Annotated in this window: 21 protein-coding genes; 3 read left to right on the plus strand and 18 right to left on the minus strand. The window is 65.3% G+C overall.

The features are described 5' to 3' along the window. Positions 1-86 precede the first annotated feature (86 nt). Positions 87-569 (minus strand): CinA family protein, encoded by a 483-nt coding sequence (locus tag G7007_RS07395; protein WP_181100415.1) that lies wholly within the window; start codon positions 567-569, stop codon positions 87-89. 152 nt (positions 570-721) lie between these two features. Here G7007_RS07395 and mutS point away from each other — a divergent pair, with 152 nt between their 5' ends. Together mutS and fdxA are read left to right on the plus strand one after the other, a co-directional pair. Then, complete coding sequence (gene mutS, locus G7007_RS07400) at positions 722-3,289, plus strand: DNA mismatch repair protein MutS (protein WP_181100416.1); 2,568 nt, start codon at positions 722-724, stop codon at positions 3,287-3,289. A gap of 136 nt (positions 3,290-3,425) precedes the next feature. Further along, entirely contained in the window at positions 3,426-3,749 is a 324-nt protein-coding gene (gene fdxA, locus G7007_RS07405) for a ferredoxin FdxA (protein WP_181100417.1), read from the plus strand. 651 nt (positions 3,750-4,400) lie between these two features. Here fdxA and rpoS read toward each other — a convergent pair. The 8 genes from rpoS to G7007_RS07445 form a co-directional block, all read right to left on the minus strand. Further along, complete coding sequence (gene rpoS / locus G7007_RS07410) at positions 4,401-5,408, minus strand: RNA polymerase sigma factor RpoS (protein WP_181100418.1); 1,008 nt, start codon at positions 5,406-5,408, stop codon at positions 4,401-4,403. Positions 5,409-5,512: 104 nt separating this feature from the next. After that, positions 5,513-6,358 (minus strand): peptidoglycan DD-metalloendopeptidase family protein, encoded by an 846-nt coding sequence (locus G7007_RS07415; RefSeq protein ID WP_181100419.1) that lies wholly within the window; start codon positions 6,356-6,358, stop codon positions 5,513-5,515. A gap of 171 nt (positions 6,359-6,529) precedes the next feature. Then, on the minus strand, positions 6,530-7,168 hold the full coding sequence (locus G7007_RS07420; protein WP_181100469.1) for a protein-L-isoaspartate(D-aspartate) O-methyltransferase: 639 nt from the start codon (positions 7,166-7,168) through the stop codon (positions 6,530-6,532). A 35-nt stretch (positions 7,169-7,203) separates the two neighbouring features. Further along, complete coding sequence (surE, locus tag G7007_RS07425) at positions 7,204-7,953, minus strand: 5'/3'-nucleotidase SurE (RefSeq protein WP_181100420.1); 750 nt, start codon at positions 7,951-7,953, stop codon at positions 7,204-7,206. Further along, entirely contained in the window at positions 7,941-8,999 is a 1,059-nt protein-coding gene (gene truD / locus G7007_RS07430; protein WP_181100421.1) for a tRNA pseudouridine(13) synthase TruD, read from the minus strand. Before truD ends, surE begins: the two co-directional genes overlap by 13 nt. Next, positions 8,996-9,469 carry a 2-C-methyl-D-erythritol 2,4-cyclodiphosphate synthase gene (gene ispF, locus G7007_RS07435; protein ID WP_181100422.1) on the minus strand — a complete coding sequence of 158 codons (474 nt, stop codon included), beginning with the start codon at positions 9,467-9,469 and terminating at the stop codon, positions 8,996-8,998. The genes truD and ispF overlap by 4 nt, the downstream gene beginning before the upstream one ends. 99 nt (positions 9,470-9,568) lie before the next feature. Beyond that, on the minus strand, positions 9,569-10,423 hold the full coding sequence (gene fghA, locus G7007_RS07440; RefSeq protein ID WP_144936883.1) for an S-formylglutathione hydrolase: 855 nt from the start codon (positions 10,421-10,423) through the stop codon (positions 9,569-9,571). A gap of 8 nt (positions 10,424-10,431) precedes the next feature. Next, on the minus strand, positions 10,432-11,544 hold the full coding sequence (locus G7007_RS07445) for an S-(hydroxymethyl)glutathione dehydrogenase/class III alcohol dehydrogenase (RefSeq protein WP_181100423.1): 1,113 nt from the start codon (positions 11,542-11,544) through the stop codon (positions 10,432-10,434). 107 nt (positions 11,545-11,651) lie between these two features. On the opposite strand from G7007_RS07445, the gene G7007_RS07450 reads away from it, so the two are divergent. Next, positions 11,652-12,548, plus strand: a complete 897-nt coding sequence (locus G7007_RS07450; RefSeq protein WP_181100424.1) for a LysR substrate-binding domain-containing protein — start codon at positions 11,652-11,654, stop codon at positions 12,546-12,548. A gap of 33 nt (positions 12,549-12,581) precedes the next feature. Here G7007_RS07450 and ispD read toward each other — a convergent pair whose 3' ends face one another. The 9 genes from ispD to lpxB all read right to left on the minus strand — a co-directional run bounded on the left by ispD (position 12,582) and on the right by lpxB (position 25,161). Further along, positions 12,582-13,289 carry a 2-C-methyl-D-erythritol 4-phosphate cytidylyltransferase gene (ispD, locus tag G7007_RS07455; RefSeq protein ID WP_181100426.1) on the minus strand — a complete coding sequence of 236 codons (708 nt, stop codon included), beginning with the start codon at positions 13,287-13,289 and terminating at the stop codon, positions 12,582-12,584. Then, on the minus strand, positions 13,286-13,564 hold the full coding sequence (ftsB, locus tag G7007_RS07460) for a cell division protein FtsB (protein WP_181100427.1): 279 nt from the start codon (positions 13,562-13,564) through the stop codon (positions 13,286-13,288). The genes ispD and ftsB overlap by 4 nt, the downstream gene beginning before the upstream one ends. Positions 13,565-13,725: 161 nt before the next feature. Continuing rightward, positions 13,726-15,015, minus strand: coding sequence for a phosphopyruvate hydratase (gene eno, locus G7007_RS07465; RefSeq protein ID WP_181100428.1), 1,290 nt, complete (start codon positions 15,013-15,015; stop codon positions 13,726-13,728). Between the two features lie 254 nt (positions 15,016-15,269). After that, a complete protein-coding gene (locus G7007_RS07470) occupies positions 15,270-16,898 on the minus strand; it encodes a CTP synthase (RefSeq protein ID WP_181100429.1) in 1,629 nt (542 codons plus the stop codon). 270 nt (positions 16,899-17,168) lie between these two features. Then, positions 17,169-18,464 carry a tRNA lysidine(34) synthetase TilS gene (gene tilS / locus G7007_RS07475; protein WP_181100430.1) on the minus strand — a complete coding sequence of 432 codons (1,296 nt, stop codon included), beginning with the start codon at positions 18,462-18,464 and terminating at the stop codon, positions 17,169-17,171. Positions 18,465-18,713: 249 nt separating this feature from the next. After that, the gene (locus tag G7007_RS07480; RefSeq protein WP_181100431.1) at positions 18,714-19,661 is read right to left on the minus strand and encodes an acetyl-CoA carboxylase carboxyltransferase subunit alpha; all 948 of its coding nucleotides are present in this window, start codon (positions 19,659-19,661) and stop codon (positions 18,714-18,716) included. A gap of 105 nt (positions 19,662-19,766) precedes the next feature. Continuing rightward, the gene (dnaE, locus tag G7007_RS07485; RefSeq protein WP_181100432.1) at positions 19,767-23,291 is read right to left on the minus strand and encodes a DNA polymerase III subunit alpha; all 3,525 of its coding nucleotides are present in this window, start codon (positions 23,289-23,291) and stop codon (positions 19,767-19,769) included. 118 nt (positions 23,292-23,409) lie between these two features. Beyond that, the gene (gene rnhB, locus G7007_RS07490) at positions 23,410-24,033 is read right to left on the minus strand and encodes a ribonuclease HII (protein WP_181100433.1); all 624 of its coding nucleotides are present in this window, start codon (positions 24,031-24,033) and stop codon (positions 23,410-23,412) included. Then, entirely contained in the window at positions 24,034-25,161 is a 1,128-nt protein-coding gene (gene lpxB, locus G7007_RS07495) for a lipid-A-disaccharide synthase (protein WP_181100434.1), read from the minus strand. It lies immediately after the preceding gene.

Genomic DNA, 25,161 nt, shown 5'->3' on the forward strand with positions numbered 1-25,161 from the left:
CGACAAGGCCCTGACGGCCTCAATACCTGTATAAGTAGCCAGTATTATTCCACAGGGTGAGGCTTCCGCCTACCCCTGCGTGCAATTTACTCTGCACCAAGACGTAACAGCCCTTCGAGCGCCGCGACCACGGTCTGTTCGCGCACCGCCTGGCGGTCACCCTCGAACTGACGCCTGACGCTGTGCACCTGTCCGCCGTCCGCCCAGGCCAGCCACACGGTGCCCACCGGCTTGGCCGGTGAACCACCGCCGGGGCCGGCCACACCACTGACCGCCACGCTGAAACGTGCGCCGCTGGCGACCTGGGCCCCTTGAGCCATGGCCTCGACCACCGCCTGGCTGACCGCGCCCACCGTCTCGAACAAGCCGGCAGGCACACCCAACTGCGCGGTCTTCTGCCGGTTCGAATACGTCACATAGCCGGCTTCGAACCAGGCAGAACTGCCTGCGACACGGGTGATGGCCTCGGCAATGCCGCCCCCCGTGCACGATTCGGCCGTACTGACTTGGGCACCGAGACGGGTCAGATGTTCACCCAGATGCTGGGACAAGGCGGTGATGTCGGTCATGGCAGATCCTTGAGTGTGGCGCTTCACCTTAGCACCGATGAAGCCCTGGCCACGTATCGGCCAGGCAAGCCGAAGGCGGCATCGCTTGGAGAAACCCTGTAGTATTGGACGATCCGCTTCTGTCTAACCGACGCACCGTTTCAAGGCCTTGAATGTCCGACCTTTCTCACCATACCCCGATGATGCAGCAGTACTGGAAGCTCAAGAACCAGCATCCAGACCAGTTGATGTTCTACCGCATGGGCGACTTCTACGAGATCTTCTACGAAGACGCCAAGCGCGCGGCCAAGCTGCTGGACATCACCCTGACCGCCCGGGGCCAGTCCGCCGGTCAGTCGATCCCGATGTGCGGCATCCCCTTCCACTCCGCCGAAGGCTACCTGGCCAAGCTGGTCAAGCTCGGCGAGTCGGTGGTCATCTGCGAGCAGATCGGCGATCCGGCCACCAGCAAGGGGCCGGTCGAGCGCCAGGTGGTGCGCATCATCACCCCTGGCACCATCAGCGACGAGGCGCTGCTCGACGAGCGCCGCGACAACCTGATCGCGGCGGTACTGGGCGACGAGCGCTTGTTCGGCCTGGCGGTGCTGGACATCACCAGCGGCAACTTCACCGTGCAGGAGCTCAAGGGCTGGGAGAACCTGCTGGCCGAGCTGGAGCGCATCAACCCGGTCGAGCTGCTGATCCCCGACGACTGGCCCCAGGGCCTGCCGGCGGAGAAGCGCCGTGGCTGTCGGCGCCGGGCGCCGTGGGACTTCGACCGCGATACTGCACGCAAGAGCCTGTGCCAGCAGTTCGCGACCCAGGACCTCAAGGGCTTCGGCTGCCACAAGCTGACCCTGGCCATCGGTGCGGCCGGCTGCCTGCTGGCCTACGCCAAGGAAACCCAGCGCACCGCCCTGCCGCACCTGCGCAGCCTGCGCCACGAGCGACTGGACGATACGGTCATCCTCGACGGCGCCAGCCGGCGCAACCTGGAGCTGGACGTCAACCTGGCCGGCGGGCGTGACAACACGCTGCAGTCGGTGATCGACCGGTGCCAGACGGCCATGGGCAGCCGCCTGCTGACCCGCTGGCTGAACCGCCCCCTGCGCGACCTGAAGATCCTGCAGGCGCGCCAGGGCTCGATCCGCTGCCTACTCGACGGCTATCGCTTCGAGAAGCTTCAGCCGCAGCTCAGGGACATCGGCGACATCGAGCGGATCCTGGCGCGCATCGGCCTGCGCAATGCTCGCCCACGGGACCTGGCCCGCCTGCGCGACGCACTAGCCGCTCTGCCCGAACTGCACAACGCCATGGCCGAACTGGAAGCGCCGCACCTGGCGCGTCTAGGCACCATCGCTGGTACCTATCCGGAGCTCGCCAACCTGCTCGAGCGGGCGATCATCGACAATCCGCCGGCGGTCATCCGCGACGGCGGCGTGCTCAAGCTCGGCTACGATGCCGAGCTGGACGAGCTGTTGTCGATGAGCGAGAACGCCGGCCAGTTCCTGATCGACCTGGAAACCCGCGAGCGTGCCCGCACCGGCCTGTCCAACCTGAAGGTCGGCTACAACCGGGTCCATGGCTACTACATCGAGCTGCCGACCCGCCAGGCTGAACAGGCCCCGGGGGACTACATCCGACGCCAGACGCTCAAGGGCGCCGAGCGCTTCATCACGCCCGAACTCAAGGCGTTCGAGGACAAGGCGCTGTCGGCCAAGAGCCGCGCACTGGCGCGCGAGAAGATGCTCTACGACGCGCTGCTGGAAACCCTGATCGGCCACCTGGCCCCGCTGCAGGACACCGCGGCGGCGCTGGCCGAGCTCGACGTGCTGAGCAACCTGGCCGAGCGTGCCTTGACCCTCGACCTGAACTGCCCGCAGTTCGTCGACACACCCTGCCTGCGCATCGAGCAAGGTCGCCATCCGGTCGTCGAGCAGGTGCTGACCACGCCGTTCGTGGCCAACGATCTGACGCTGGACGACAGCACTCGGATGCTGATCATCACCGGCCCGAACATGGGTGGTAAATCCACCTACATGCGCCAGACCGCGCTGATCGTGCTCATGGCGCACATCGGCAGTTTCGTACCGGCCGTCAGCTGCGAGCTGTCGCTGGTCGACCGCATCTTCACCCGGATCGGCTCCAGCGACGACCTGGCTGGTGGCCGCTCGACCTTCATGGTCGAGATGAGCGAAACCGCCAACATCCTGCACAACGCCACCGACCGCAGCCTGGTGCTGATGGACGAAGTCGGCCGCGGCACCAGCACCTTCGACGGCCTGTCGCTGGCCTGGGCGGCTGCCGAGCGCCTGGCCGAACTGCGCGCCTACACGCTGTTCGCCACGCACTACTTCGAGCTGACGGTGCTGCCGGACAGCCAGCCACTGGTGGCCAACGTGCACCTGAAAGCCACCGAACACAATGAGCGCATCGTGTTCCTGCACCATGTCCTGCCGGGGCCGGCGAGCCAGAGTTACGGCCTGGCCGTGGCGCAGTTGGCAGGCGTGCCCGGTGCGGTCATCGCCCGTGCGCGCGAGCACCTGGGCCGGTTGGAAACCGCCAGCCTGCCGCAGGAACCGCCTGCGGCACTGGCGCATCCAACGGCAGCGCCTCACCAAAGCGACCTGTTCGCCAGCCTGCCGCACCCGGCCATGGACCGGCTTGGTGGCCTGGACCTGGACAACATGACGCCGCGCCAAGCGATCGAAACGCTATATCAACTTAAGAACCTGTTATAACGCGTGCCGTAACAAGCTGTTAGAATCCCGCGCGGTTCGCCAGCGCCACACGCCCAGCCTGACGTGTAGCCTCTTTCGCGAACCGCGCTGCCCTGTATCGGGGGTACGCTGCCGTTGCCTGAGGAGAAAATTAGAAATGACCTTCGTCGTCACCGACAACTGCATCAAGTGCAAGTACACCGACTGTGTAGAGGTCTGCCCGGTGGACTGCTTCTACGAAGGTCCGAACTTCCTGGTCATTCATCCAGACGAATGCATCGACTGTGCACTGTGCGAACCGGAATGCCCGGCTCAAGCCATCTTCTCGGAAGACGAGATCCCGGCTGGCATGGAGAACTTCATCGAGCTGAACGCCGAACTGGCAGAGGTCTGGCCGAACATCACCGAGAAGAAGGACAAACTGCCGGAAGCCGAGGAATTCGACGGCACACCTGGCAAGATCCAGTTCCTGGAGCGTTGATGCCACGTGCATGACCCTGACGCCCCATCGCCTTGCGCGATGGGGCGGGCTCCAGGCCCGCCCTGTAGCCCTGTTGCCTTCGACGCTTTTTCGAGCGCAAAAAAAAGGGGCGGTTGCCCGCCCACTTTTCGTCCCTGTTCCCTGTAATCCTTGTCATCGTCCTGATGAATCGCGTCCTGCGATGTCCTGATCATCGTCCTGGATGACCGTGCCGCGTCCGTGGGCACAGTTCGAATACTAGCGGTTTCCCTGAGCCGGACAAGCGCAAGACCTCTCAAATCAATTCAGCTGAAACATATGTTTCATCTATAAAACATCTTATAGATCAATCACTTGCATTAATTCACGGTATGGAATCGACAACCGTTTACTGCCGTTTACGCTGTTTGCTTACCGCTCTTGTGAGCAATTTCCTACATGGGAAGTCGTACTGTGGGTCCTGCAGAGCCCTGGGATCCTGGCGTGCGGTCCGCGGCTGTACCAGGCCCTGTGCCGCCGTACGACGCCCATGAAAAAGCCGCCCTGGCCAGTGCGATGGACGTTCTCCATCACGCTGGCCAGGGCGGCTGTTCGCAAGCGCCCATTGGCCCTGTCCTGGTATGCCCAAACGCCAGTCGACCGCCTGTGAGGGCGGTATGGCACATGCGCGGTCTAACGGAACAACGACTCGCTGGAGAGCCCGTTCTTTTCCAGAATCTCACGCAGGCGCTTGAGCCCTTCGACCTGGATCTGCCGCACCCGCTCACGGGTCAGGCCGATTTCCAGTCCGACGTCTTCCAGGGTGCTGCTTTCATGCCCGCGCAGGCCAAAGCGGCGAATCACCACTTCACGCTGCTTGTCGGTCAGCTCGCCCAGCCACTGGTCGATGCTTTGCGAAAGATCATCGTCCTGCAGCAACTCGAAGGGGTCGGTGGGACGGTCATCGGTCAGCGTGTCGAGCAGGGTCTTGTCCGAATCCGGCCCCAGGGAAACGTCCACCGAGGAGACCCGCTCATTCAACCCGAGCATGCGCTTGACCTCGGCCACAGGCTTTTCCAGCAGCGTGGCGATCTCTTCCGGGGAGGGTTCATGGTCGAGCTTCTGGGTCAGCTCGCGGGCCGCACGCAGGTAGACGTTGAGTTCCTTGACCACATGGATGGGCAACCGGATGGTACGCGTCTGGTTCATGATGGCGCGTTCGATGGTCTGGCGGATCCACCAGGTGGCATAGGTGGAAAAACGGAACCCCCGCTCCGGATCGAATTTCTCCACGGCGCGAATCAGGCCGAGGTTACCTTCCTCGATCAGGTCCAGCAGTGACAACCCGCGATTCACGTAACGACGGGCGATCTTCACCACCAGGCGCAGGTTGCTTTCGATCATGCGTTTGCGGCCAGCCGGATCGCCTTTCTGCGACAGGCGAGCGAAGTGCACTTCTTCCTCGGGCGACAGCAGGGGCGAGAAGCCGATTTCGTTGAGGTAGAGCTGGGTGGCGTCGAGCGCGCGGGTATAGTCGATGTACTTGTGCTGTTTGGGTGAAGCGCCTTGCCTGGCCTTCGTTCGAACCGGGGAAGCGACAGGTTCGTCCGACACCTCTTCCGTTTCCAACACGACGTCCGCTTCCATGATGAGCAGGTCATCGCTGATGTCAAACTCCGGCACTTCGTTGCTGAGAGCCATTGTTATAGTCCTTTGCTGAGTTCGAACTCAGACTCGAGCGTTACCTTTTTCCCTGGCAGCGCTTGAGCCTGTCCCTTTACGCAAGAACAGGCTGGATGCATGCATCAACGGCGTGGCAGAAACTGGAGCGGATCGACGGGTTTGCCTTGACGACGAATTTCAAAGTGCAGCTTCACTCGATCAGTGCCCGTGGACCCCATTTCAGCGATCGTCTGCCCAGCCTTGACGGTTTGCCCCTCCCGAACCAACAGCCTGCGGTTGTGACCGTAGGCACTCACGTAGGTATCGCTGTGCTTGATGATGATCAGCTCGCCGTAGCCCCTCAATCCACTACCGGCGTACACCACTGACCCCTTGGACGCAGCAAAAACAGGCTGTCCCAAATCACCTGCGATATCAATGCCTTTATTCAAACTGCCGTTTGAAGCGAATTTGCCGATGACGACTCCGTTGGCAGGCCACATCCAGCCCCCGGCCGATACCTCGGATGCGGGGACTTTGGTCACGGTGGTGCTGCTGCCGGTCGAGGCCGTGGTGGTGGTCTGCGCGACCACAGGCGTCGTCCCGACCACGCGTCGCGTCACGGTGGTCTTGCTCGAGGACGACGGACTCGAGACGACCGTCGTGCTGCCGGAAGAGCCGCTGCTGAAGCGGATGGTCTGGCCAGGATGGATGGTGTAAGGCGCACCGATGCCATTGCGTGCCGCCAGCTCCTTGTAGTCCCAGCCATAACGGAAGGCGATGGAATACAGGGTGTCGCCAGGCCTGACCTTATAGTGACCCGAGGTCACGGCCTGACGCTTGGGCGCGCTGGCATTGCGGTCGACCACGCTCGCGTTGCTGGAACCCGAACTGGAGCAACCGGTCAGCAGAGCCCCCAGCGCCAGTACGATCGGCAACAGCAGGTTGCCGGCCCACGCCTTGCGCTGCTCAATGATTGTATGCCCCACCCGCCGCTTCCTCTCGTCTGACGATCTTGATCGCAAAGTTGTCTTCCATGGCCGAGTCGAATGGCCGCGATGCCCGGTGCTGGACAAGCCGTCCGGCAGCGTGGCGGCACCGCCTGGTAGACAGGGCAATGACCGCGGAATTCGTCGACCGTGCAAAAAATCCGTCGTGCTTCAGGCCAGTGGCCCGTTGAGCAACGGTACGAAGCGTACCGTACCGAGCACCCGGCGGGAAAATCCATGGTCCTCGCGCACGATGAGCATCAGGTGTTGTGGCTCTCCGGCCATGCCGACCGGGATCACCAGCCGTCCACCAGGTGCCAGCTGGTCGAGCAGTGCCTGGGGCACCTGGGGCGCCACCGCCGTGACGATGATGCCGTTGTAAGGCGCCAGCGCTGGCCACCCCTCGCAGCCGTCACCCCAGCGGAACACCACGTTGCGCAGGGTCAGTTGCTGCAGGCGCTCCTTGGCGCGGTCCTGCAGGCTCTGGATACGCTCGACCGAGAACACCCGCTCGACCAGTTGCGCCAGGATGGCCGTCTGGTAGCCCGAGCCGGTGCCGATCTCGAGCACCTTGTCCAGCGGGCCGGCTTCGAGCAGCAACTCGCTCATGTGCGCGACCATGTACGGCTGGGAGATGGTCTGGTTGTGGCCGATGGGCAAGGCCGTGTCTTCGTAGGCGCGGTGCGCCAGGGCCTCGTCGACGAACAGGTGCCGCGGCGTCTGACGGATCGCGTCGAGCACCTGCGGGTTGGACACGCCCTCCTCGCACAGCCGCTGGATCAGGCGCTCACGGGTGCGCTGCGAGGTCATGCCGATGCCATGGTGCTGATCGTTCTCCCGGCGCCTCACAGCACGCCCTCCAGCCAGCCATCCAGGCACTCGAACGCCTCGTTGAAGGTCCGATCCAGGCGCAACGGGGTGATCGAGACATAGCCTTGCATCACGGCATGGAAGTCCGTCCCCGGCCCACCATCCTCGGCATCCCCTGCGACGGCGATCCAGTAGCCTTCCTTGCCACGCGGGTTGACCACCTTGGTGGGCGCCGCGGCACGGGCGCGATGCCCCAGGCGGGTGAGCTGAAGGCCGCGGATACGCTCGAGCGGCAGGTTCGGGATGTTGACGTTGAGCACGATACGCGGTGGCAACTGCAGGCGCGCCTGCGCCTCGATCAGTCGTCGGGCGATGTGCGCCGCGGTCGGCAGGTTGTCCGGCTGGCGCGACACCAGGGAAAAGGCCCACGATGTCCCGCCGAGAAAACGCCCTTCCAGGGCCGCGGCCACGGTCCCTGAATACAGCACGTCGTCGCCCAGGTTGGCGCCCAGGTTGATGCCCGAGACGACCATGTCCGGCGTCTGCGGCAGCAGCCCGTTGAGCCCCAGGTGCACACAGTCGGTCGGCGTGCCGTTGAGGCTGATGAAACCATTGCCCAGCACCGTGGGGTGCAGCGGGCGATCCAGCGTCAACGAGCTGCCGGCACCGCTCTTGTCCTGGTCCGGGGCGATGACCACGCACTCGGCGTGATCGGCCAGTGCCGCATGCAGCGCGGCGATGCCCGGTGCAGTGACACCGTCATCGTTGGAAATCAGAATACGCATGGGCTTTCCATAGGCCCTGCCGGCAACAGATCGACGAGTTCACGCACCAGAACGGTGGCGAAGCATCCAGCCGGCAGGACGAATTCCAGTTGCAGGATATCAGGCTCGGGATAATGCCATGCCAATGCGCCAATAGGGAGCCGCAGAATGCGCCGCTCCTGCTTCAGGCCGGCGCTCGCCAGCCACTGGCAGAGGGCCGCATGGCGCGCAGCGACGGCCCGCTCCCGTGCGCCAGGCGCACCTTCGGTGGCCGGTTCGCCTTCGCCCCACAATGGCCCGGTCGGGTGCAGGTCGAGCTGCGCCAGGCGCGGGTCTTCACAGGTGTGCGCATCGGCGGGAAAGAAGCTGCGGCTGTCGGTGAACGCCAGCAGGTCGCCCACGATCGCGCGCTGCCAGTCGCCGGCCTGCACGCGCTCGGCCAGCACCTGGTTGAACAGGAAGCTGCGCGCGCTGGAAAGCAGACGCGAACGGGTGTTGCGCTGCTCCGGCAGGGCACCGCGCTCGGCCCAGCCCTGGGCATCCTGCACGTTGCCGCCGGCATGCCCGAAGCGCTGTGCGCCGAAGTAGTTGGGCACGCCGTGCCGGGCGATCTGCGTCAGCCGTGCGTCCAGGGCCGCGTGGTCGGCGGCGAGCGCGGTCAGGCGCAGGGTGAAACCATTGGCCGAGTGGGCACCACGCTGCAGCTTGCGTGAATGACGCGTCTGCTCGAGGATGCGCAGGGTCTCGTCCTCGGCGCGGGTCAGGTCCGGGTCGGCCTTGCCCGGCAGGTGCAGGCTGAACCACTGGCGGGTCAGTGCCTGTCGGTCCTTGAGCCCGGCATAGCTGATGGCCCGCAACGGAACGCCCGCCGCACGGGCCAGGCGACGGGCCGCCTCCTCGGTGTTCAGGTCACGCTTTTCGACCCACAGCCACAGGTGTTCGCCCTGGCCGCTCAACGGGATGTCGAGCACTTCGTCGACCTGGAAGTCGTCGGCCACCGCCTTGAGCACCGCCGTGCCGAGCGCGTCGCCATAGGCCCGGGGGCCCAGCAGTTGCGCCTCGTTCATGCGGGCAGCAACAAGGCGACCGCATGCACGGCGATCCCTTCCTCACGGCCCGTGAAACCGAGCTTCTCGGTGGTGGTCGCCTTGACGTTGACCTGATCGACCTGCACGTCGAGGTCGGCGGCGATCAGGGCGCGCATGCGCTCGATGTGCGGCGCCATCTTCGGCGCCTGGGCGACGATGGTGGCGTCGACGTTGCCGACCTGCCAGCCCTTGGCCCGCACGAGGCCCACCACGTGCCGCAGCAGCACGCGGCTGTCGGCGCCCTTGAACTGTGGATCGGTATCGGGGAAATGCTTGCCGATGTCGCCCAGCGCCGCCGCGCCGAGCAAGGCATCGCTCAAGGCATGCAGCAGCACGTCGCCATCGGAGTGGGCCAGCAGGCCGCGGGTGTGGGCGATCTGCAACCCGCCCAGGGTAATGAACGCACCGTCGGTGAAGCGGTGCACATCGTAGCCATGGCCAATACGCATAGAAAAACGCCCTGATGGATTCAGGGCGTGATTCTACCTGCTTTGGCGGCGCTTGGGCGCGCTGCCGTTCAGGTGCGCGGTGCGCTCAAGGACGCAGGCTCAGACCCGCCCCAGCGCCACGGCATGGTGGCGCAGGTGCTCGTCGATGAAGCTGGCGATGAAGTAGTAGCTGTGGTCGTAACCCGGCTGCAGGCGCAGGGTCAGGGCGTGCCCTCCTTTGCGTGCGGCCTGCTCCAACGCCTGGGGCTTGAGCTGATTGTCGAGGAAGTCGTCGCGGTCGCCCTGGTCCACCAACAGCGGCGGGCACTGGCCGGCCGGGGTCTCGGCCAGCAGCACACTGGCATCCCACTCACGCCAGCGCGCACGGTCGTCGCCCAGGTAGCGCGAGAAGGCCTTCTCGCCCCAGGGGCAATCCATCGGGTTGCTGATGGGCGAGAATGCCGAGACCGAGCGGTAACGCCCCGGATTGCGCAGGGCGCAGACCAGCGCGCCGTGCCCACCCATGGAATGACCGCTGATGCTGCGCTGGTCGGACGCCGGGAAGTGTGCCTCGATCAACGCGGGCAGCTCGTTCACCACGTAGTCGTGCATGCGGTAATGCTGCGCCCACGGCTGCTGGGTGGCGTTGAGGTAGAAGCCTGCCCCCTTGCCGAAATCCCAGGCGCCGTCCGGGTCGCCCGGCACTTGATCGCCCCGCGGGCTGGTATCGGGCGCGACGATGATCATCCCCAGCTCGGCCGCCAGGCCCAGGGCCCCGGCTTTCTGCATGAAGTTCTCGTCGGTGCAGGTCAACCCGCTGAGCCAGTACAGCACCGGCAGCTTCTCGCCCTGCTCGGCCTGAGGCGGCAGGTAGACGGCGAAGACCATCTCGCAGCCCAGCGTCTGCGAGGTATGGCGGTAACGTTTGTGCCAGCCACCGAAGCTCTTCTGGCAAGAGATGTTCTCCAGACTCATGGCAGACCTCAGAAGTGAATGACGCTGCGGATGCTTTTGCCTTCATGCATCAGGTCGAAGGCCTTGTTGATGTCTTCCAGGCCCATGGTGTGGGTGATGAAGGTGTCCAGCGGGATTTCGCCCTTCTCCGACATCTCGACATAGCTGGGCAGCTCGCTGCGCCCACGCACGCCGCCGAACGCCGAACCGCGCCAGACACGACCGGTGACCAGCTGGAACGGACGGGTGGCGATTTCCTGTCCGGCACCGGCGACGCCGATGATCACCGACTCGCCCCAGCCCTTGTGGCAGCATTCCAGGGCGGCGCGCATCAGCTGCACGTTGCCGATGCACTCGAAGGAGAAGTCGACGCCGCCGTCGGTCAGGTCGACGATGACCTCCTGGATCGGACGGTCGTAGTCCTTCGGATTGATGCAGTCGGTGGCACCGAGCTGCTTGGCGATCTCGAACTTGGCCGGATTGATGTCGATGGCGATGATGCGCGAGGCCTTGGCCTTGACCGCACCGATGATCGCCGACAGACCGATACCGCCCAGGCCGAACACGGCCACCGTATCGCCCGGCTTGACCTTGGCGGTGTTGAGCACGGCGCCGATGCCGGTGGTCACGCCACAACCGAGCAGGCACACCTTCTCCAGCGGCGCTTCCTTCTGGATCTTGGCCACCGAGATTTCCGGCAGGACGGTGTACTCGGAGAAGGTCGAGGTGCCCATGTAGTGGAACAACTGCTGGCCCTTGTAGGAGAAGCGCGTGGTGCCGTCCGGCATCAGGCCCTTGCCCTGGGTGGCGCGGATGGCCTGGCACAGGTTGGTCTTGCCGGACTTGCAGAACTTGCACTGGCCGCATTCGGGCGTGTACAGCGGGATGACGTGGTCGCCGACCGCCACGGAGGTCACGCCCTCGCCCACGGCCTCGACGATCGCCCCACCCTCATGGCCGAGAATCGATGGGAAGATGCCTTCCGGGTCGGTCCCCGACAAGGTGTAGGCATCGGTGTGGCAGACACCGGACGCCACGACGCGCAACAGGACTTCGCCGGCCTTGGGCATGGCCACGTCGACTTCGACGATCTCGAGGGGTTTCTTCGCTTCGAAGGCGACGGCGGCACGGGACTTGATCATCAATGCTCTCCAGACAATGGCTCGAATCAGTCGTCGAGTGTAATTGATCGGGTTTTGATGAATAATCGGATCGTCTACAAAACATTATTGCCGTACAGGGACAATCCATGCACAGCCGCTGGGAAGGCATCGACGAATTCGTCGCCGTGGCCGAGTCGGGCCAGTTCACGGCTGCCGCGGAGCGACTGGGCGTATCGTCCTCGCACATCAGCCGTCAGGTGGCACGTCTGGAGGAACGTCTGCAGACGCGCCTGCTCTACCGCAGCACCCGCCGGGTCACGTTGAGCGAAGCCGGGCAGACCTTCCTGCAGCACTGCCAACGCTTGCAGGACGGCCGCGAAGAAGCCCTGCGCGCCATGGGCGACCTGGCCAGCGAACCGAAGGGCCTGCTGCGCACCACCTGTGCGGTGGCCTACGGCGAGCGGTTCATCGTGCCCCTGATCACACGCTTCATGGCGCTCTACCCACAGCTGCGCGTGGACGTGGAGCTGACCAACCGCCCCCTGGATCTGTTGCACGAAGGGCTGGACCTGGCCATCCGCCTGGGCCGCCTGCAGGATTCACGGCTGGTGGCGACACGCCTGGCGCCCCGGCGCATGTACGTGTGCGCCTCGCCTTCCTACCTGGCCCGCTACGGTCGTCCGCACAGCTTGTCGGAGCTGGCACGGCACAATTGCCTGATCGGCAGTTCGGACCTGTGGATCCTGCAGCAGAATGGCCGTGAGCTGAGTCAGCGGGTGCAGGGCAACTGGCGCTGCAACAGCGGCCAGGCCGTACTGGATGCGGCACTTGAGGGCATGGGCCTGTGCCAGCTGCCCGACTATTACGTGCTCGAGCATCTGCAAAGCGGGGCACTGGTGTCCCTGCTGGAAGCGCACCAACCCCCCAATACCGCCGTGTGGGCGCTGTACCCGCAGCAGCGGCACCTGTCGCCGAAGGTCAGGCGTCTGGTGGACTATCTCAAGGAAGGCCTGGCGCAGCTGCCCGAGTACCGCGGCGACTGAGCCGACGCCTTGGCGTGGCCAGGCGGCCCGTGTTCAGGACGGCGTGGACCAGTGCTGGCGCAACCAGTCCAGGTCTTCGGGACGTGTCACCTTGAGGTTGTCGCCGCGCCCCTCGATCAGCCTCGGCGCCTGGCCCGACCACTCGATGGCCGAGGCTTCGTCGGTCACGGCGACCTGGGCGACCAGGCAGTCGGCCAAGGCGCGGTGCAGCATCCCCAAGCGGAACATCTGCGGCGTGAAGGCCTGCCAGACCGTGCTGCGATCGAGGGTCGCGCTGACGCGCCCGTCCGCGCCTGCCCGCTTGAGGGTGTCCCGGGCCGGCACGGCGAGCAGGCCGCCCACCGGGTCGTCGGCCAGCATCGACAACAGCCGGTCCAGGTCGCTGCGTGCCAAGTTCGGCCGCGCGGCATCGTGGACCAGCACCCAGTCTTCATCGGCAGCGCCCTGCTCCTGCAAGACCTGCAAGGCGTTGAGCACCGAATCGGCGCGCTCGCGTCCGCCTGCCGCGCGGCGGATGCGCCCGTCGGTCGCGCACGCGAGCTGTGGCCAGTAGGGGTCGTGGTCCGCCAGGCTGACCACGACGCCCAACAGCGCCGGATGGTCGAGGAAGCAGGCCAGGGTGTGTTCGAGCACCGTACGCCCGGCCACCGCCAGGTATTGCTTGGGACGATCGGCGGCCATGCGGGCACCGACACCGGCGGCGGGCACGACCGCCCAGAAGCGAGGCAAGGACAGGCTCATTTCGGCAACTGGTACAGGGTTTCCCCTTCCTTGACCATGCCCAGCTCGTGACGCGCGCGCTCCTCGACGGTCTCCATGCCCTTCTTGAGTTCCAGGACCTCGGCGTACAGGACACGGTTGCGCTCGAGCAGCCGCTCGTTCTCGGCATGCTGGTCAGCGATCTGCTGCGTGAGTTCCTTGACTTGCGCAAGGCTGCCATTGCCCACCCACAGGCGATATTGCAAGCCTCCAAGCAGCAGAAACAGGATCAGGAACAACCAATAGGGACTGCGCATCAGGGGTCATCCGGGAGTGAAAAGGCCAGCGCTTCGGCGCGTCGGACAGCAAGAAGCCCGGCCGAGGCCAGGCTTCTTCGACAGAACGCCACCTGAAGGGTTCGACGCGTCAGCGCGACGCCTCAGCGCACCTGGGCAGCTGTCCTTTTACCATCTATCGCTCAGCCGCGAAACTCGGCACGACCGTGGTAGGCGGCCTTGGCACCCAACTGCTCTTCGATACGCAGCAGCTGGTTGTACTTGGACACGCGGTCGGAGCGGCACAGCGAGCCGGTCTTGATCTGGCCTGCAGCGGTACCGACGGCCAGGTCGGCGATGGTCGAGTCTTCGGTTTCGCCCGAGCGGTGCGAGATGACCGCGGTGAAGCCGGCCGCCTTGGCCATCTGGATGGCTTCGAGGGTCTCGGTCAGCGAACCGATCTGGTTGAACTTGATCAGGATCGAGTTACCGATGCCCTTGTCGATGCCTTCCTTGAGGATCTTGGTGTTGGTCACGAACAGGTCGTCACCCACCAGCTGGACCTTCTCGCCGATCTTGTCGGTGAGGATCTTCCAGCCTGCCCAGTCGGACTCGTCCAGGCCGTCTTCGATCGAGATGATCGGGAAACGCTCGGTCAGGCCCTTGAGGTAGTCGGCGAACCCTTCGGCGTCGAAGGACTTGCCTTCACCGGAGAGGTTGTACGTGCCGCCTTCGTAGAACTCGGAGGCCGCGCAGTCCAGGGCCAGGGTCACGTCGGTGCCCAGGGTGTAGCCGGCATTCTTGACGGCTTCGGCGATGGCGCCGAGCGCGTCTTCGTTGGACGCCAGGTCCGGCGCGAAGCCGCCTTCGTCACCGACCGCGGTGCTCAGGCCACGGGCCTTGAGCACGGCCTTGAGGTGATGGAAGATCTCGGTGCCCATGCGCAGGGCATCGGAGAAGGTCTTGGCGCCGACCGGCTGGACCATGAATTCCTGGATGTCGACGTTGTTGTCGGCGTGCTCGCCGCCGTTGATGATGTTCATCATCGGCACCGGCATGGAGTACTGGCCCGGCGTGCCGTTGAGGTTGGCGATGTGGGCGTACAGCGGCAGGTCCTGGTCCTGCGCGGCGGCCTTGGCGGCGGCCAGCGAGACGGCGAGGATCGCGTTGGCGCCCAGGGTCGCCTTGTTCTCGGTGCCGTCCAGCTCGATCATGGCGCGGTCCAGCGCCTTCTGATCGGCCGGGTCCTTGCCCAGCAGCAGGTCACGGATCGGGCCATTGATGTTGGCCACGGCCTTCAGCACGCCCTTGCCCAGGTAACGGCTCTTGTCGCCATCACGCAGCTCCAGCGCTTCACGCGAGCCGGTGGAGGCACCGGACGGCGCGCAAGCGCTGCCAACGATGCCGTTGTCGAGCAGTACATCGGCTTCCACGGTGGGGTTGCCACGCGAATCGAGAACTTCACGACCTTTGATGTCGACGATTTTTGCCATTGTTGTAAGCACTCCAAAATTGACTAATAACAACGCAGCTGAGGAAATCGGCCACTGCTCAGGCGATCGGCAACGGGCAGGCCTGGCAAGGGCATCTTGCGGCCTGGCGGCCGAAAGCGGAACGGGCGGTACTCTACCGGAGAAATGCGTCCTGCGTGGCGAATACCGTCGGAAAATGTGCCGCCGCGCCTGCGCACGGCGGCCTGACGCCAGGGGCACCGCTACACGGCGACGTCCCTGGGTCGGTCAAGACCTCAGGCCTTGCTCTTCTGCGCCAGCGCCGCCTTGACGAAGCCGCTGAACAGCGGGTGGCCGTCGCGTGGCGTGGAGGTGAACTCCGGGTGGAACTGGCAGGCCACGAACCAGGGGTGGTCCTTGGACTCGACCACTTCGACCAGCGCGCCGTCACCGGAGCGACCCGAGACCAGCAGGCCGGCGTCGATCAGCTGCGGCAGCAGGTTGTTGTTGACCTCGTAGCGGTGGCGGTGGCGCTCGACGATCACGTCCTTGCCATAGCAGTCGTGGACCTTGGAGTTGCCGGCGATCTGGCACTCCTGGGCACCCAGGCGCATGGTACCGCCCAGGTCGGAAGCCTCGGTGCGGGTTTCCACCGCGCCGGTGGCGTCGGACCATTCGGTGATCAGGCCGACGACCGGATGGCCGCTGTCGCGGTCGAACTCCGTGGAGTTGGCGTCCTTCCAGCCCATCACGTTACGGGCGAACTCGATGACCGCCACCTGCATGCCCAGGCAGATCCCCAGGTAAGGCACCTTGTTCTCGCGAGCATATTGGACGGCCGTGATCTTGCCCTCGACGCCCCGCAGACCGAAGCCGCCGGGGACCAGGATGGCATCGGCGCCCTCGAGCAGGCTGGTGCCCTGGTTCTCGATGTCCTCGGAGTCGATGTAGCGCAGGTTGACCTTGGTGCGGTTCTGGATACCGGCGTGGCTCATCGCTTCGATCAGCGACTTGTACGCGTCCAGCAGCTCCATGTACTTGCCGACCATGGCGATGGTCACTTCGTGCTCGGGGTTGAGCTTGGCATCGACCACCTGGTCCCACTCGGACAGGTCGGCGCCGTTGCACTGCAGGCCGAAGCGCTCGACGACGAAATCATCCAGGCCCTGGGCATGCAGCACGCCTGGGATCTTGTAGATGGTGTCGACGTCTTCCAGGGAGATCACCGCACGCTCTTCGACGTTGGTGAACGAGGCGATCTTGCGGCGCGACGAGGCGTCGACCGGGTGATCGGAGCGGCAGATCAGCACGTCCGGCTGCAGGCCGATGGAGCGCAGCTCCTTGACCGAGTGCTGGGTCGGCTTGGTCTTGGTCTCGCCGGCGGTGGCGATGTACGGCACCAGCGTCAGGTGCATGAGCATCGCGCGCTTGGAACCGACTTCGACGCGCAGCTGGCGGATGGCCTCGAGGAACGGCTGCGACTCGATGTCGCCCACGGTGCCGCCGATCTCGACCAGGGCCACGTCGGCGTCGCCGGCACCCTTGATGATGCGGCGCTTGATCTCGTCGGTGATGTGCGGGATGACCTGGATGGTCGCGCCCAGGTAATCACCCCGGCGCTCCTTGCGCAGGACGTGTTCGTAGACACGGCCGGTGGTGAAGTTGTTGTTCTGGGTCATGGTGGTGCGGATGAACCGCTCGTAGTGGCCCAGGTCCAGGTCGGTCTCGGCGCCGTCGTGGGTCACGAACACTTCGCCGTGCTGGAACGGGCTCATGGTGCCCGGGTCGACGTTGATGTACGGGTCCAGCTTGAGCATGGTGACCTTGAGCCCCCGCGCCTCCAGGATGGCCGCCAGGGAAGCCGAGGCAATGCCTTTCCCCAATGAAGAAACAACACCGCCCGTGACGAATATGTAGCGCGTCATGAAAAACCCTAGAAGTCTGCGTTAAGGCGGCCAGCGCCGCCGGAGAAAGCGAAGGAAGGCCGAAGCCCCCGATCACCTGCGTCGATCACAGTGCACCTTGAAATACTGCCGCGTCTGTACAGACCAGGGGTGGATACCCGGCATGGAGCTCGCTCGTCATTTCTGGAATCGCCCAGCAAAGAACTGCTTGGTAATCGGCAACCCCTGTGTTTTCGAAGAAGCCACAGAAGTTGTATCAAGAAGGGAGGGTAGTCTACCGGAATGTACCTTTCAGCTCAAACGCTGCGCGCAGGTCGGCGGTTGCCAGTGCAGGCGCCACCCGCCCTGGCTGAGCGCTGGCAGGTTCGCCACCGCCAGCAGGCGCTGTTCGTCATAGAGCAACGGCAGGCGACAACGGACGAACGGCGGCACGCGCGCCTCGTTGAGCAGCCGTTTGAGGTCGCGCTGCCCCCGACCGGCGACAATCAGTCGCTCCCCACCCTGGCGGTAGGCGATGCGCAGGCGACCTGGAGGCACAGGCCCTTCCAGCCTGACGCTGCCATTGCCCGGCAACCCCAGCGGGTCTGCGGGTCGCGGCCAGGCCACTGCACCCTGCGGGGCCTCCTGCCACAGGCCCGACAACCACCAGAGACGGCCGAAGGCACGCTGCACCTGCCCGTCGGCCAGCCGCCAGACCGGCGTGGCATCCTCGGCGGCATCGCGCAGCGTCTGCCAGCCGGCCCAGTGGCGGCTGTCGGGCAGGCGCGTGCGCACCGCCAGCCAATGGCGCAGGGCATTGCGTTGGCGGGCGTCGGACAGCGCAGCCAGTACACCCAGGTCCAGCGAGTCGAGCCCTGGCCACTCTGCCGGCTGGCCTTCACGGGCCTGCTGCACATCGTCGCAGGCGACCTCGTTCAGCAGCGCGAGCGCTTCGCTCAGGTGATCCGCACTGCGGGCCAGGCTCAGGCTCGCCCGTGGCCAGCGCTGCGTCATCAAAGGCAGCACCTGGGCGCGCAGAAAGTTGCGATCGAACGCGGTGTCGTCGTTGGACGGATCCTCGATCCAGGACAGCCCCGCTTCACTGGCATGGGCGAGCAATTCGGCCCGGCCATGGCCGAGCAGCGGACGCACCAGCGTGCCAGCCCCCAGGGCGCGCTGCCGGGGCATGCCTGCCAGACCCCGCACGCCGGCCCCGCGCAGCAGACGGAACAACAGGGTTTCGGCCTGATCGTCCCGATGCTGGCCGGTGAACAAGGCATCGCCTGGCCCCAGCACCGCGGCAAATGCCCGATAACGTGCGTCGCGCGCTGCCTGCTCGAGGCTGGCGCCGGGGGCGACCTGCACGCGCACGACGTCCAGCGGCACGCCCAGGCTTTCGCACACGCGCTGGCAATGGGCAGGCCAGGCATCGGCGGCAGGTTGCACGCCATGGTGGATGTGCAAGGCGCGGATCACCGGCGTGGGCCGCTGGGTGCGCTGCAAGGTCAGCAGATGGAGCAGGACGGTGGAATCGAGACCGCCGGAGAAGGCCACGTACCAGGTGGGGGCCGTGAGCCAGGGGGTGAGTACCTTGGAAAGATCGAGCATCGAAGAAAATCCTCGACCGTCGACCGGTCGTGTTCCCGATGGGCCGACACTGCCTTTTGTGGGAGCGGGCTTGCCCGTGATGCAGGCGGTGACGGACCAGGCGCTATCGCGGGCAAGCCCGCTCCCACAAGGTCCGTGACAGTCGGGCTTATTGCGGTGTGGTCAGCGGTGGGCGACCTTGGAAACCGATTAACGATGACGCCAGCCCACCTACCGCCCTGCTCGCCGGCATGCCGGCGATGGCCAGGTTCAGACGCCGTAGCTCATCAGCCGATCGTAACGACGGGCCAGCAGGGCGTCCCGGTCGAACGTGCTCAGCATGTCGAGCTGCTCGTTGAGCTCGGCACGAATGTTGGCCGACATGGCGGCCGGGTCGCGGTGAGCGCCGCCCAGTGGCTCGCTGATGACCTTGTCGACGATGTTCAGGCTCTTCAGACGCTCGGCGGTGATGCCCATGGCTTCGGCGGCATCCGGAGCCTTGTCGGCGGTCTTCCAGAGGATCGAGGCGCAGCCTTCGGGCGAGATCACCGAGTAGGTGGAGTACTGGAGCATGTTCAGCTGGTCGCACACGCCGATGGCCAGCGCGCCGCCCGAACCGCCTTCACCGATCACGGTGGCGATGATCGGGGTCTTGAGTCGCGCCATGACGCGCAGGTTCCAGGCGATCGCCTCGCTCTGGTTGCGCTCTTCGGCGTCGATCCCCGGATAGGCGCCCGGGGTGTCGATGAAGGTCAGGATCGGCATCTTGAAGCGCTCGGCCATCTCCATCAGGCGGCAGGCCTTGCGGTAGCCTTCCGGACGCGGCATGCCGAAGTTGCGGCGCACCTTCTCGCGCACTTCACGGCCCTTCTGGTGGCCGATGATCATGACCGGCTTGCCGTCCAGGCGGGCGGTGCCGCCGACGATGGCGGCGTCGTCGGAGAAGTGGCGGTCACCGTGCAGCTCTTCGAACTCGTCGAAGATGTGCTGGATGTAGTCGAGGGTGTAGGGACGACGTGGGTGACGCGCCAGACGCGCGATCTGCCAGCTGGTCAGGTTGCCGAAGATGCTTTCGGTCAGGGTGCTGCTCTTGTCTTGCAGACGGGCGATTTCATCGCCGATGTTCAGCGAGTTGTCGTTGCCGACCAGGCGCAGCTCTTCGATCTTGGCTTGCAGGTCGGCAATCGGCTGTTCGAAATCCAGGAAATTCGGGTTCATAGTCATCCGTCTTGGGTCTACGGCCAGGCGGCCGGCCGGTTGATCCGTTTGGCGCCCTACCTTAAAGGAAGGGCACATTCAGGTCGAGATTAAAAAAGCGTTCGTTCAACGGTATTGCAAAAAGACGTTCTCACGTCCGAACTGGTCACGCAGCGTCTGGATCAGCCCGTCCCCCGGGTCGATGGTCCAGCTGTCGCCGAACTGCACCATGGCCTTGGCATCGCTGCCGGTGTATTCCAGGGTGATCGGGCAGGCGCCACGATGACGGTTGATCAGCTCGCCCAGCCAGTGCAGCCGGTCGCCCTTGAGCGCCTCGTGGGCGACTTTCAGGCGCAGGCTCTCGGCCAGGCGGGTGCGGGCATCCTCCATGGTCATCACCTGCTTGACGCGCAGGCGCAGCCCCCCGGAGAAATCGTCGTTGCTGACCTCGCCTTCGACCACCACCATCGCATCGTTCTGCAACAGGGCCTGAGCGGCCATGAAGGCATCGGCGAACAATGACGCCTCGATGCGCCCGGAGCGGTCGTCCAGGGTGACGAAGCCCATCTTGTCGCCCTTCTTGTTCTTCATCACCCGCAGGGCGATGATCATCCCGGCGACGGTCTGGGTTTCGCGGGACGGCTTGAGGTCGACGATGCGCTGCCGCGCGAAGCGGCGGATCTCGCCTTCATATTCATCGATCGGGTGGCCGGTCAGGTACAGGCCCAGAGTGTCCTTCTCGCCGCGCAGGCGCTCCTTGAGGGTCAGCTCGCGGACCTTGCGGTGGTTGGCGTAGACGTCGGCATCGGCCTCGACGAACAGCCCGCCGAACAGGTCGGCATGACCACTGTCGGCGGTACGCGCGGTCTGCTCGGCGGACTTGATCGCCTCTTCCAGGGCCGACAGCAGGATCGCCCGGTTGCGGTCGATGTTGGCGTGGTAGGCCTTCAGCTCGTCATGGAAGTGTGGCCCGAGGCGATCCAGTGCGCCGCTGCGGATCAACGCATCGAGGGTACGCTTGTTGATGCGCTTGAGGTCGACCCGGGCGCAGAAGTCGAACAGGTCCTTGAACGGCCCGCCTTCGGCACGCGCCTCGACGATGGCCTCGACCGGCCCTTCGCCCACGCCCTTGATCGCGCCCAGGCCGTAGACGATGCGCCCATCGTCGTTGACGGTGAACTTGAAATCGGAGGTGTTCACGTCGGGGGCATCGAGGCGCAGCTTCATGCAGCGCACTTCCTCGATCAGCACCACCACCTTGTCGGTGTTGTGCATGTCCGCCGAGAGCACCGCAGCCATGAACGCCGCTGGATGGTGGGTCTTGAGCCAGGCGGTTTGGTACGACACCAGGCCGTAGGCGGCCGAGTGCGACTTGTTGAAGCCGTAGCCGGCGAACTTCTCCACCAGGTCGAAGATGTTGCCGGCCAGGTTGGCGTCGATGTTGTTGCTGGCGCAGCCTTCGATGAAGCCGCCACGCTGCTTGGCCATCTCTTCGGGCTTCTTCTTGCCCATGGCGCGGCGCAGCATGTCCGCACCCCCGAGGGTGTAGCCGGCCATCACCTGGGCGATCTGCATCACCTGTTCCTGGTACAGGATGATGCCGTAGGTGGGCGCCAGGACCGGCTGCAGCCCTTCGTACTGGTAATCGGGGTGCGGGTAGGCCAGCTCGGCGCGACCGTGCTTGCGGTTGATGAAGTCGTCGACCATGCCCGACTGCAGCGGCCCCGGACGGAACAACGCCACCAGGGCGATGAGGTCTTCCAGGCAGTCGGGCTTGAGCTTCTTGATCAGCTCCTTCATGCCGCGCGATTCGAGCTGGAACACGGCCGTGGTCTCGGCCTTCTGCAGCAGCTCGTAGGTCTTCTTGTCGTCCAGCGGGATGAAGTCGATGTTCACGTCGGGCAGGCCCTGCTTGGCCTGCTCGCGGTTGATGGTCTCCATCGCCCACTTGATGATGGTCAGGGTCCGCAGCCCCAGGAAGTCGAACTTCACCAGCCCGGCGGCCTCGACGTCGTCCTTGTCGAACTGGGTCACCAGCCCCCCGCCCTCTTCATCGCAGGCAATGGGCGAGAAGTCGGTCAGCTTGGTCGGTGCGATCACCACGCCACCGGCGTGCTTGCCGGTGCCCCGGGTGACGCCTTCGAGCTTGAGCGCCATGTCCCAGATCTCGCGCGCGTCCTCGTCGCTCTTGAGGAAGTCGCGCAACATCTCTTCCTGCTCGAATGCCTTCTCCAAGGTCATGCCGACCTCGAAGGGAATCATCTTCGACAGGCGATCGGCCAGGCCATAGGACTTGCCCTGCACCCGCGCCACGTCGCGCACCACCGCCTTGGCCGCCATGGTGCCGAAGGTGATGATCTGGCTCACGGCGTTGCGCCCGTAGGCGTCGGCCACGTACTCGATCACCCGGTCACGGCCGTCCATGCAGAAGTCGACGTCGAAGTCCGGCATCGAGACCCGCTCGGGGTTGAGGAAGCGCTCGAACAGCAGGTCGTAGGCCAGCGGATCGAGGTCGGTGATCTTCAGCACGTAGGCCACCAGGGAGCCGGCGCCCGAGCCTCGCCCCGGCCCCACCGGCACGTCGTTGTTCTTGGCCCACTTGATGAAGTCCATGACGATCAGGAAGTAGCCGGGGAAGCCCATCTGGATGATGATGTCCAGCTCGAACTTCAGGCGGTCCAGGTAGACCTGGCGGCGCGCCTCGTAGTCCGGCGTGCTGTCCTTGGGCAGGATGACCGCCAGGCGCTCTTCCAGGCCCTCGTGCGAGACGTGGCGCAGGTAATCGTCGATGCCCATGCCGTTGGGCGTCGGGAAGTCGGGCAGGAAGTGCTTGCCCAGCTGCACCTGGATGTTGCAGCGCTTGGCGATTTCCACCGTGTTGGCCAGCGCCTCGGGCAGGTCGCTGAACAGCTCCGCCATCTCTTCCGGGCTCTTGAGGTACTGCTGGTCGCTGTACAGGCGCGGCCGCCGCGGGTCGTCCAGGGTCCAGCCTTCGCCGATGCAGACGCGGGTCTCATGGGCATCGAAATCGGTCTGCTTGATGAAGCGCACATCATTGGTCGCCACCAGCGGCGCACCCAGCCGGTCGGCCAGGGCCACTGCGGCATGCAGGTGCTCCTCGTCACCCGGGCGGCCGGTGCGCTGCACCTCGACGTAGAAACGGCCCGGCAGCATGTGCATCCAGTCGCGCAGCAGGCGCTCGGCTTCTTCGCCATGGCCATTGAGCAAGGCCATGCCGATGTCCCCTTCTCGCGCGGCGGACAGCCCGATCAGGCCCTCGCAGGCCGCGGCAATCCAGTCGCGCTGGATGACCACCAGGCCGTTGCGCTGACCTTCCATCCAGCCACGGGAGATCAGCTCGGTCAGGTTGCGGTAGCCCTGGGCGTCCATCGCCAGGAAGCAGATACGCGACAGCGGCGCGTCGGCCTCGGCACCGGCCAGCCACAGGTCCGCGCCGCAGATCGGCTTGATCCCCGCGCCCATGGCGCTCTTGTAGAACTTGACCAGCGAGCACATGTTGCTCTGGTCGGTGATGGCCACCGCCGGCATGTTCATCCCGGCGAGGACCTTGGCCAGCGGCTTGATCCGCACCAGGCCATCGACCAGCGAGTATTCAGAGTGCACGCGAAGGTGAACGAAGGAGACCGACATGGATGTTCCTATGGCTGGGCGCAACGACAGAGGCGCGATTGTACCGTAAGGCCATGTCCTTGGCCCGGCGCATGGAGGGCGCGATCCACGCGGCCCGACGACCGCGTGCCTGCGGGGTTCAGAGCAAGGCGCCGGCCAGCGCGCCGTGCGCGTCCCAGGCCGCGCGCACCGGTGCGAACGAACGCCGATGGATCGGCGTCGGCCCCAGGCGGGCCAGGGCTTCGAGGTGCACCGGCGTCGGGTAGCCCTTGTGGCCACCGATGCCATAGCCCGGGTAGATCAGCTCGAAGGCGCTCATTTCGCGGTCGCGACTGACCTTGGCCAGGATGGAGGCCGCTGCGATCGCCGGGACCTTGGCGTCGCCCTGGATCACCGGCGCCGAGGGCACGGCCAGGACCGGGCAGCGATTGCCATCGATCAATGCCAGGCGCGGGGTCAGGTGCAGCCCCTCGACCGCGCGCTGCATCGCCAGCATCGTGGCCTGCAGGATGTTCAGGCGGTCGATCTCCTCGACCTCGGCGCGGGCGATGCAGAAGCTCAGGGCCTTTTCGCAGATCTCGTCGAACAGCCGCTCGCGCTTGGCCTCGGTGAGCTTCTTCGAGTCGTTCAGCCCGGCGATCGGCCGCGCGGGGTCGAGAATCACCGCAGCGGTGACCACGGCACCGCACAACGGGCCACGACCGACTTCATCGACCCCGGCGACCAGTTCCTCGACCAGGGTGAAATCCAGTCCCAGTTGCATCTATCGCTCCTCGACCAGGGCCAGGACCGCGTCGGCCGCCTGATTGGAGGCGTCGCGGCGCAAGCTGTGGTGAATCTGTTCGAAGTGTTCGGTCTGCCCACGGCCATCGGCAAGCAAGGGCAGCAGCGCCTGCGCCAGTGCCTGCTCGGTGGCGGCATCCTGCAGCAGCTCGGGCACCAGCATGCGCTGGGCCAGCAGGTTGGGCAGCGACACGTAGGGGCTCTTGACCATTCGCTTGAGGATCCAGAACGTCACTGGCGACAGGCGGTAGGCCACCACCATGGGGCGCTTGTACAGCAAGGCCTCGAGCGTGGCGGTCCCCGAGGCGATCAGCACCGCGTCGCAGGCGGCCAGGGCCTGGTGCGAACGACCGTCCAGCAGCGTCACCGGCAACTCGCGCCCGGCGAGCATCTGCTCGAGCTGGGCACGGCGGGCGGCATTGGCGCAGGGCAGCACGAAGCGCAGGTTCGGCACACGCTCGACCAGCAGCCGGGCGGTGTCCAGGAACAATGCGCCGAGCCGACCCACTTCCCCGCCCCGGCTACCTGGCATCAAGGCCACCACCGGCCCTTCGCCCAGGCCGAGCTCGGCGCGCGCGGCTTCGCGGTCGGCGCTCAGGGCGATGGTGTCGGCCAGCGGATGACCGACGAAACGTACCGGGACGCCCTGCGCTTCGTAGAAGCGTGCCTCGAACGGCAGCAACGTGAGCATGAGGTCGCAGCCTTCGCGGATCTTCAGCACCCGCTTCTGCCGCCAGGCCCAGACCGACGGGCTGACGTAGTGCACCGTCTTGATACCGGCACGACGCAGCTTGAGCTCGATGTCGAGATTGAAGTCCGGTGCGTCGATGCCGATGAACACGTCCGGCCGCTGGGCGATGAAGTCGGCGACCAGTGCCTTGCGCCGCTTGAGCAGCTCGCGCAGACGACCGAGCACTTCGACCAGGCCCATGACTGCCAAGCGCTCCATGGGAAAGCTCGAGACCAGGCCTTCGGCCTCCATCAGCGGGCCACCGACACCGATGAAACGCACGTTCGGGTGGCGCGCCTTCAGCGCGCGCATCAGGCCGGAACCGAGAATGTCGCCGCTCGCTTCGCCGGCGACCAACGCAATGCAGAGCTGGGCCAT

The sequence above is a fragment of the Pseudomonas entomophila genome (genome assembly GCF_013523125.1).
Lineage (GTDB): Bacteria > Pseudomonadota > Gammaproteobacteria > Pseudomonadales > Pseudomonadaceae > Aquipseudomonas > Aquipseudomonas entomophila_B.

Coding starts and splice junctions, on each gene's coding strand:
- G7007_RS07395 (WP_181100415.1), bottom strand. CDS start 569: ATGACCGACATCACCGCCTTGTCCCAGCATCTGGGTGAACATCTGACC.
- mutS (WP_181100416.1), top strand. CDS start 722: ATGTCCGACCTTTCTCACCATACCCCGATGATGCAGCAGTACTGGAAG.
- fdxA (WP_181100417.1), top strand. CDS start 3,426: ATGACCTTCGTCGTCACCGACAACTGCATCAAGTGCAAGTACACCGAC.
- rpoS (WP_181100418.1), bottom strand. CDS start 5,408: ATGGCTCTCAGCAACGAAGTGCCGGAGTTTGACATCAGCGATGACCTG.
- G7007_RS07420 (WP_181100469.1), bottom strand. CDS start 7,168: ATGACCTCGCAGCGCACCCGTGAGCGCCTGATCCAGCGGCTGTGCGAG.
- surE (WP_181100420.1), bottom strand. CDS start 7,953: ATGCGTATTCTGATTTCCAACGATGACGGTGTCACTGCACCGGGCATC.
- truD (WP_181100421.1), bottom strand. CDS start 8,999: ATGAACGAGGCGCAACTGCTGGGCCCCCGGGCCTATGGCGACGCGCTC.
- ispF (WP_181100422.1), bottom strand. CDS start 9,469: ATGCGTATTGGCCATGGCTACGATGTGCACCGCTTCACCGACGGTGCG.
- fghA (WP_144936883.1), bottom strand. CDS start 10,423: ATGAGTCTGGAGAACATCTCTTGCCAGAAGAGCTTCGGTGGCTGGCAC.
- G7007_RS07445 (WP_181100423.1), bottom strand. CDS start 11,544: ATGATCAAGTCCCGTGCCGCCGTCGCCTTCGAAGCGAAGAAACCCCTC.
- G7007_RS07450 (WP_181100424.1), top strand. CDS start 11,652: ATGCACAGCCGCTGGGAAGGCATCGACGAATTCGTCGCCGTGGCCGAG.
- ispD (WP_181100426.1), bottom strand. CDS start 13,289: ATGAGCCTGTCCTTGCCTCGCTTCTGGGCGGTCGTGCCCGCCGCCGGT.
- ftsB (WP_181100427.1), bottom strand. CDS start 13,564: ATGCGCAGTCCCTATTGGTTGTTCCTGATCCTGTTTCTGCTGCTTGGA.
- eno (WP_181100428.1), bottom strand. CDS start 15,015: ATGGCAAAAATCGTCGACATCAAAGGTCGTGAAGTTCTCGATTCGCGT.
- G7007_RS07470 (WP_181100429.1), bottom strand. CDS start 16,898: ATGACGCGCTACATATTCGTCACGGGCGGTGTTGTTTCTTCATTGGGG.
- tilS (WP_181100430.1), bottom strand. CDS start 18,464: ATGCTCGATCTTTCCAAGGTACTCACCCCCTGGCTCACGGCCCCCACC.
- G7007_RS07480 (WP_181100431.1), bottom strand. CDS start 19,661: ATGAACCCGAATTTCCTGGATTTCGAACAGCCGATTGCCGACCTGCAA.
- dnaE (WP_181100432.1), bottom strand. CDS start 23,291: ATGTCGGTCTCCTTCGTTCACCTTCGCGTGCACTCTGAATACTCGCTG.
- rnhB (WP_181100433.1), bottom strand. CDS start 24,033: ATGCAACTGGGACTGGATTTCACCCTGGTCGAGGAACTGGTCGCCGGG.
- lpxB (WP_181100434.1), bottom strand. CDS start 25,161: ATGGCCCAGCTCTGCATTGCGTTGGTCGCCGGCGAAGCGAGCGGCGAC.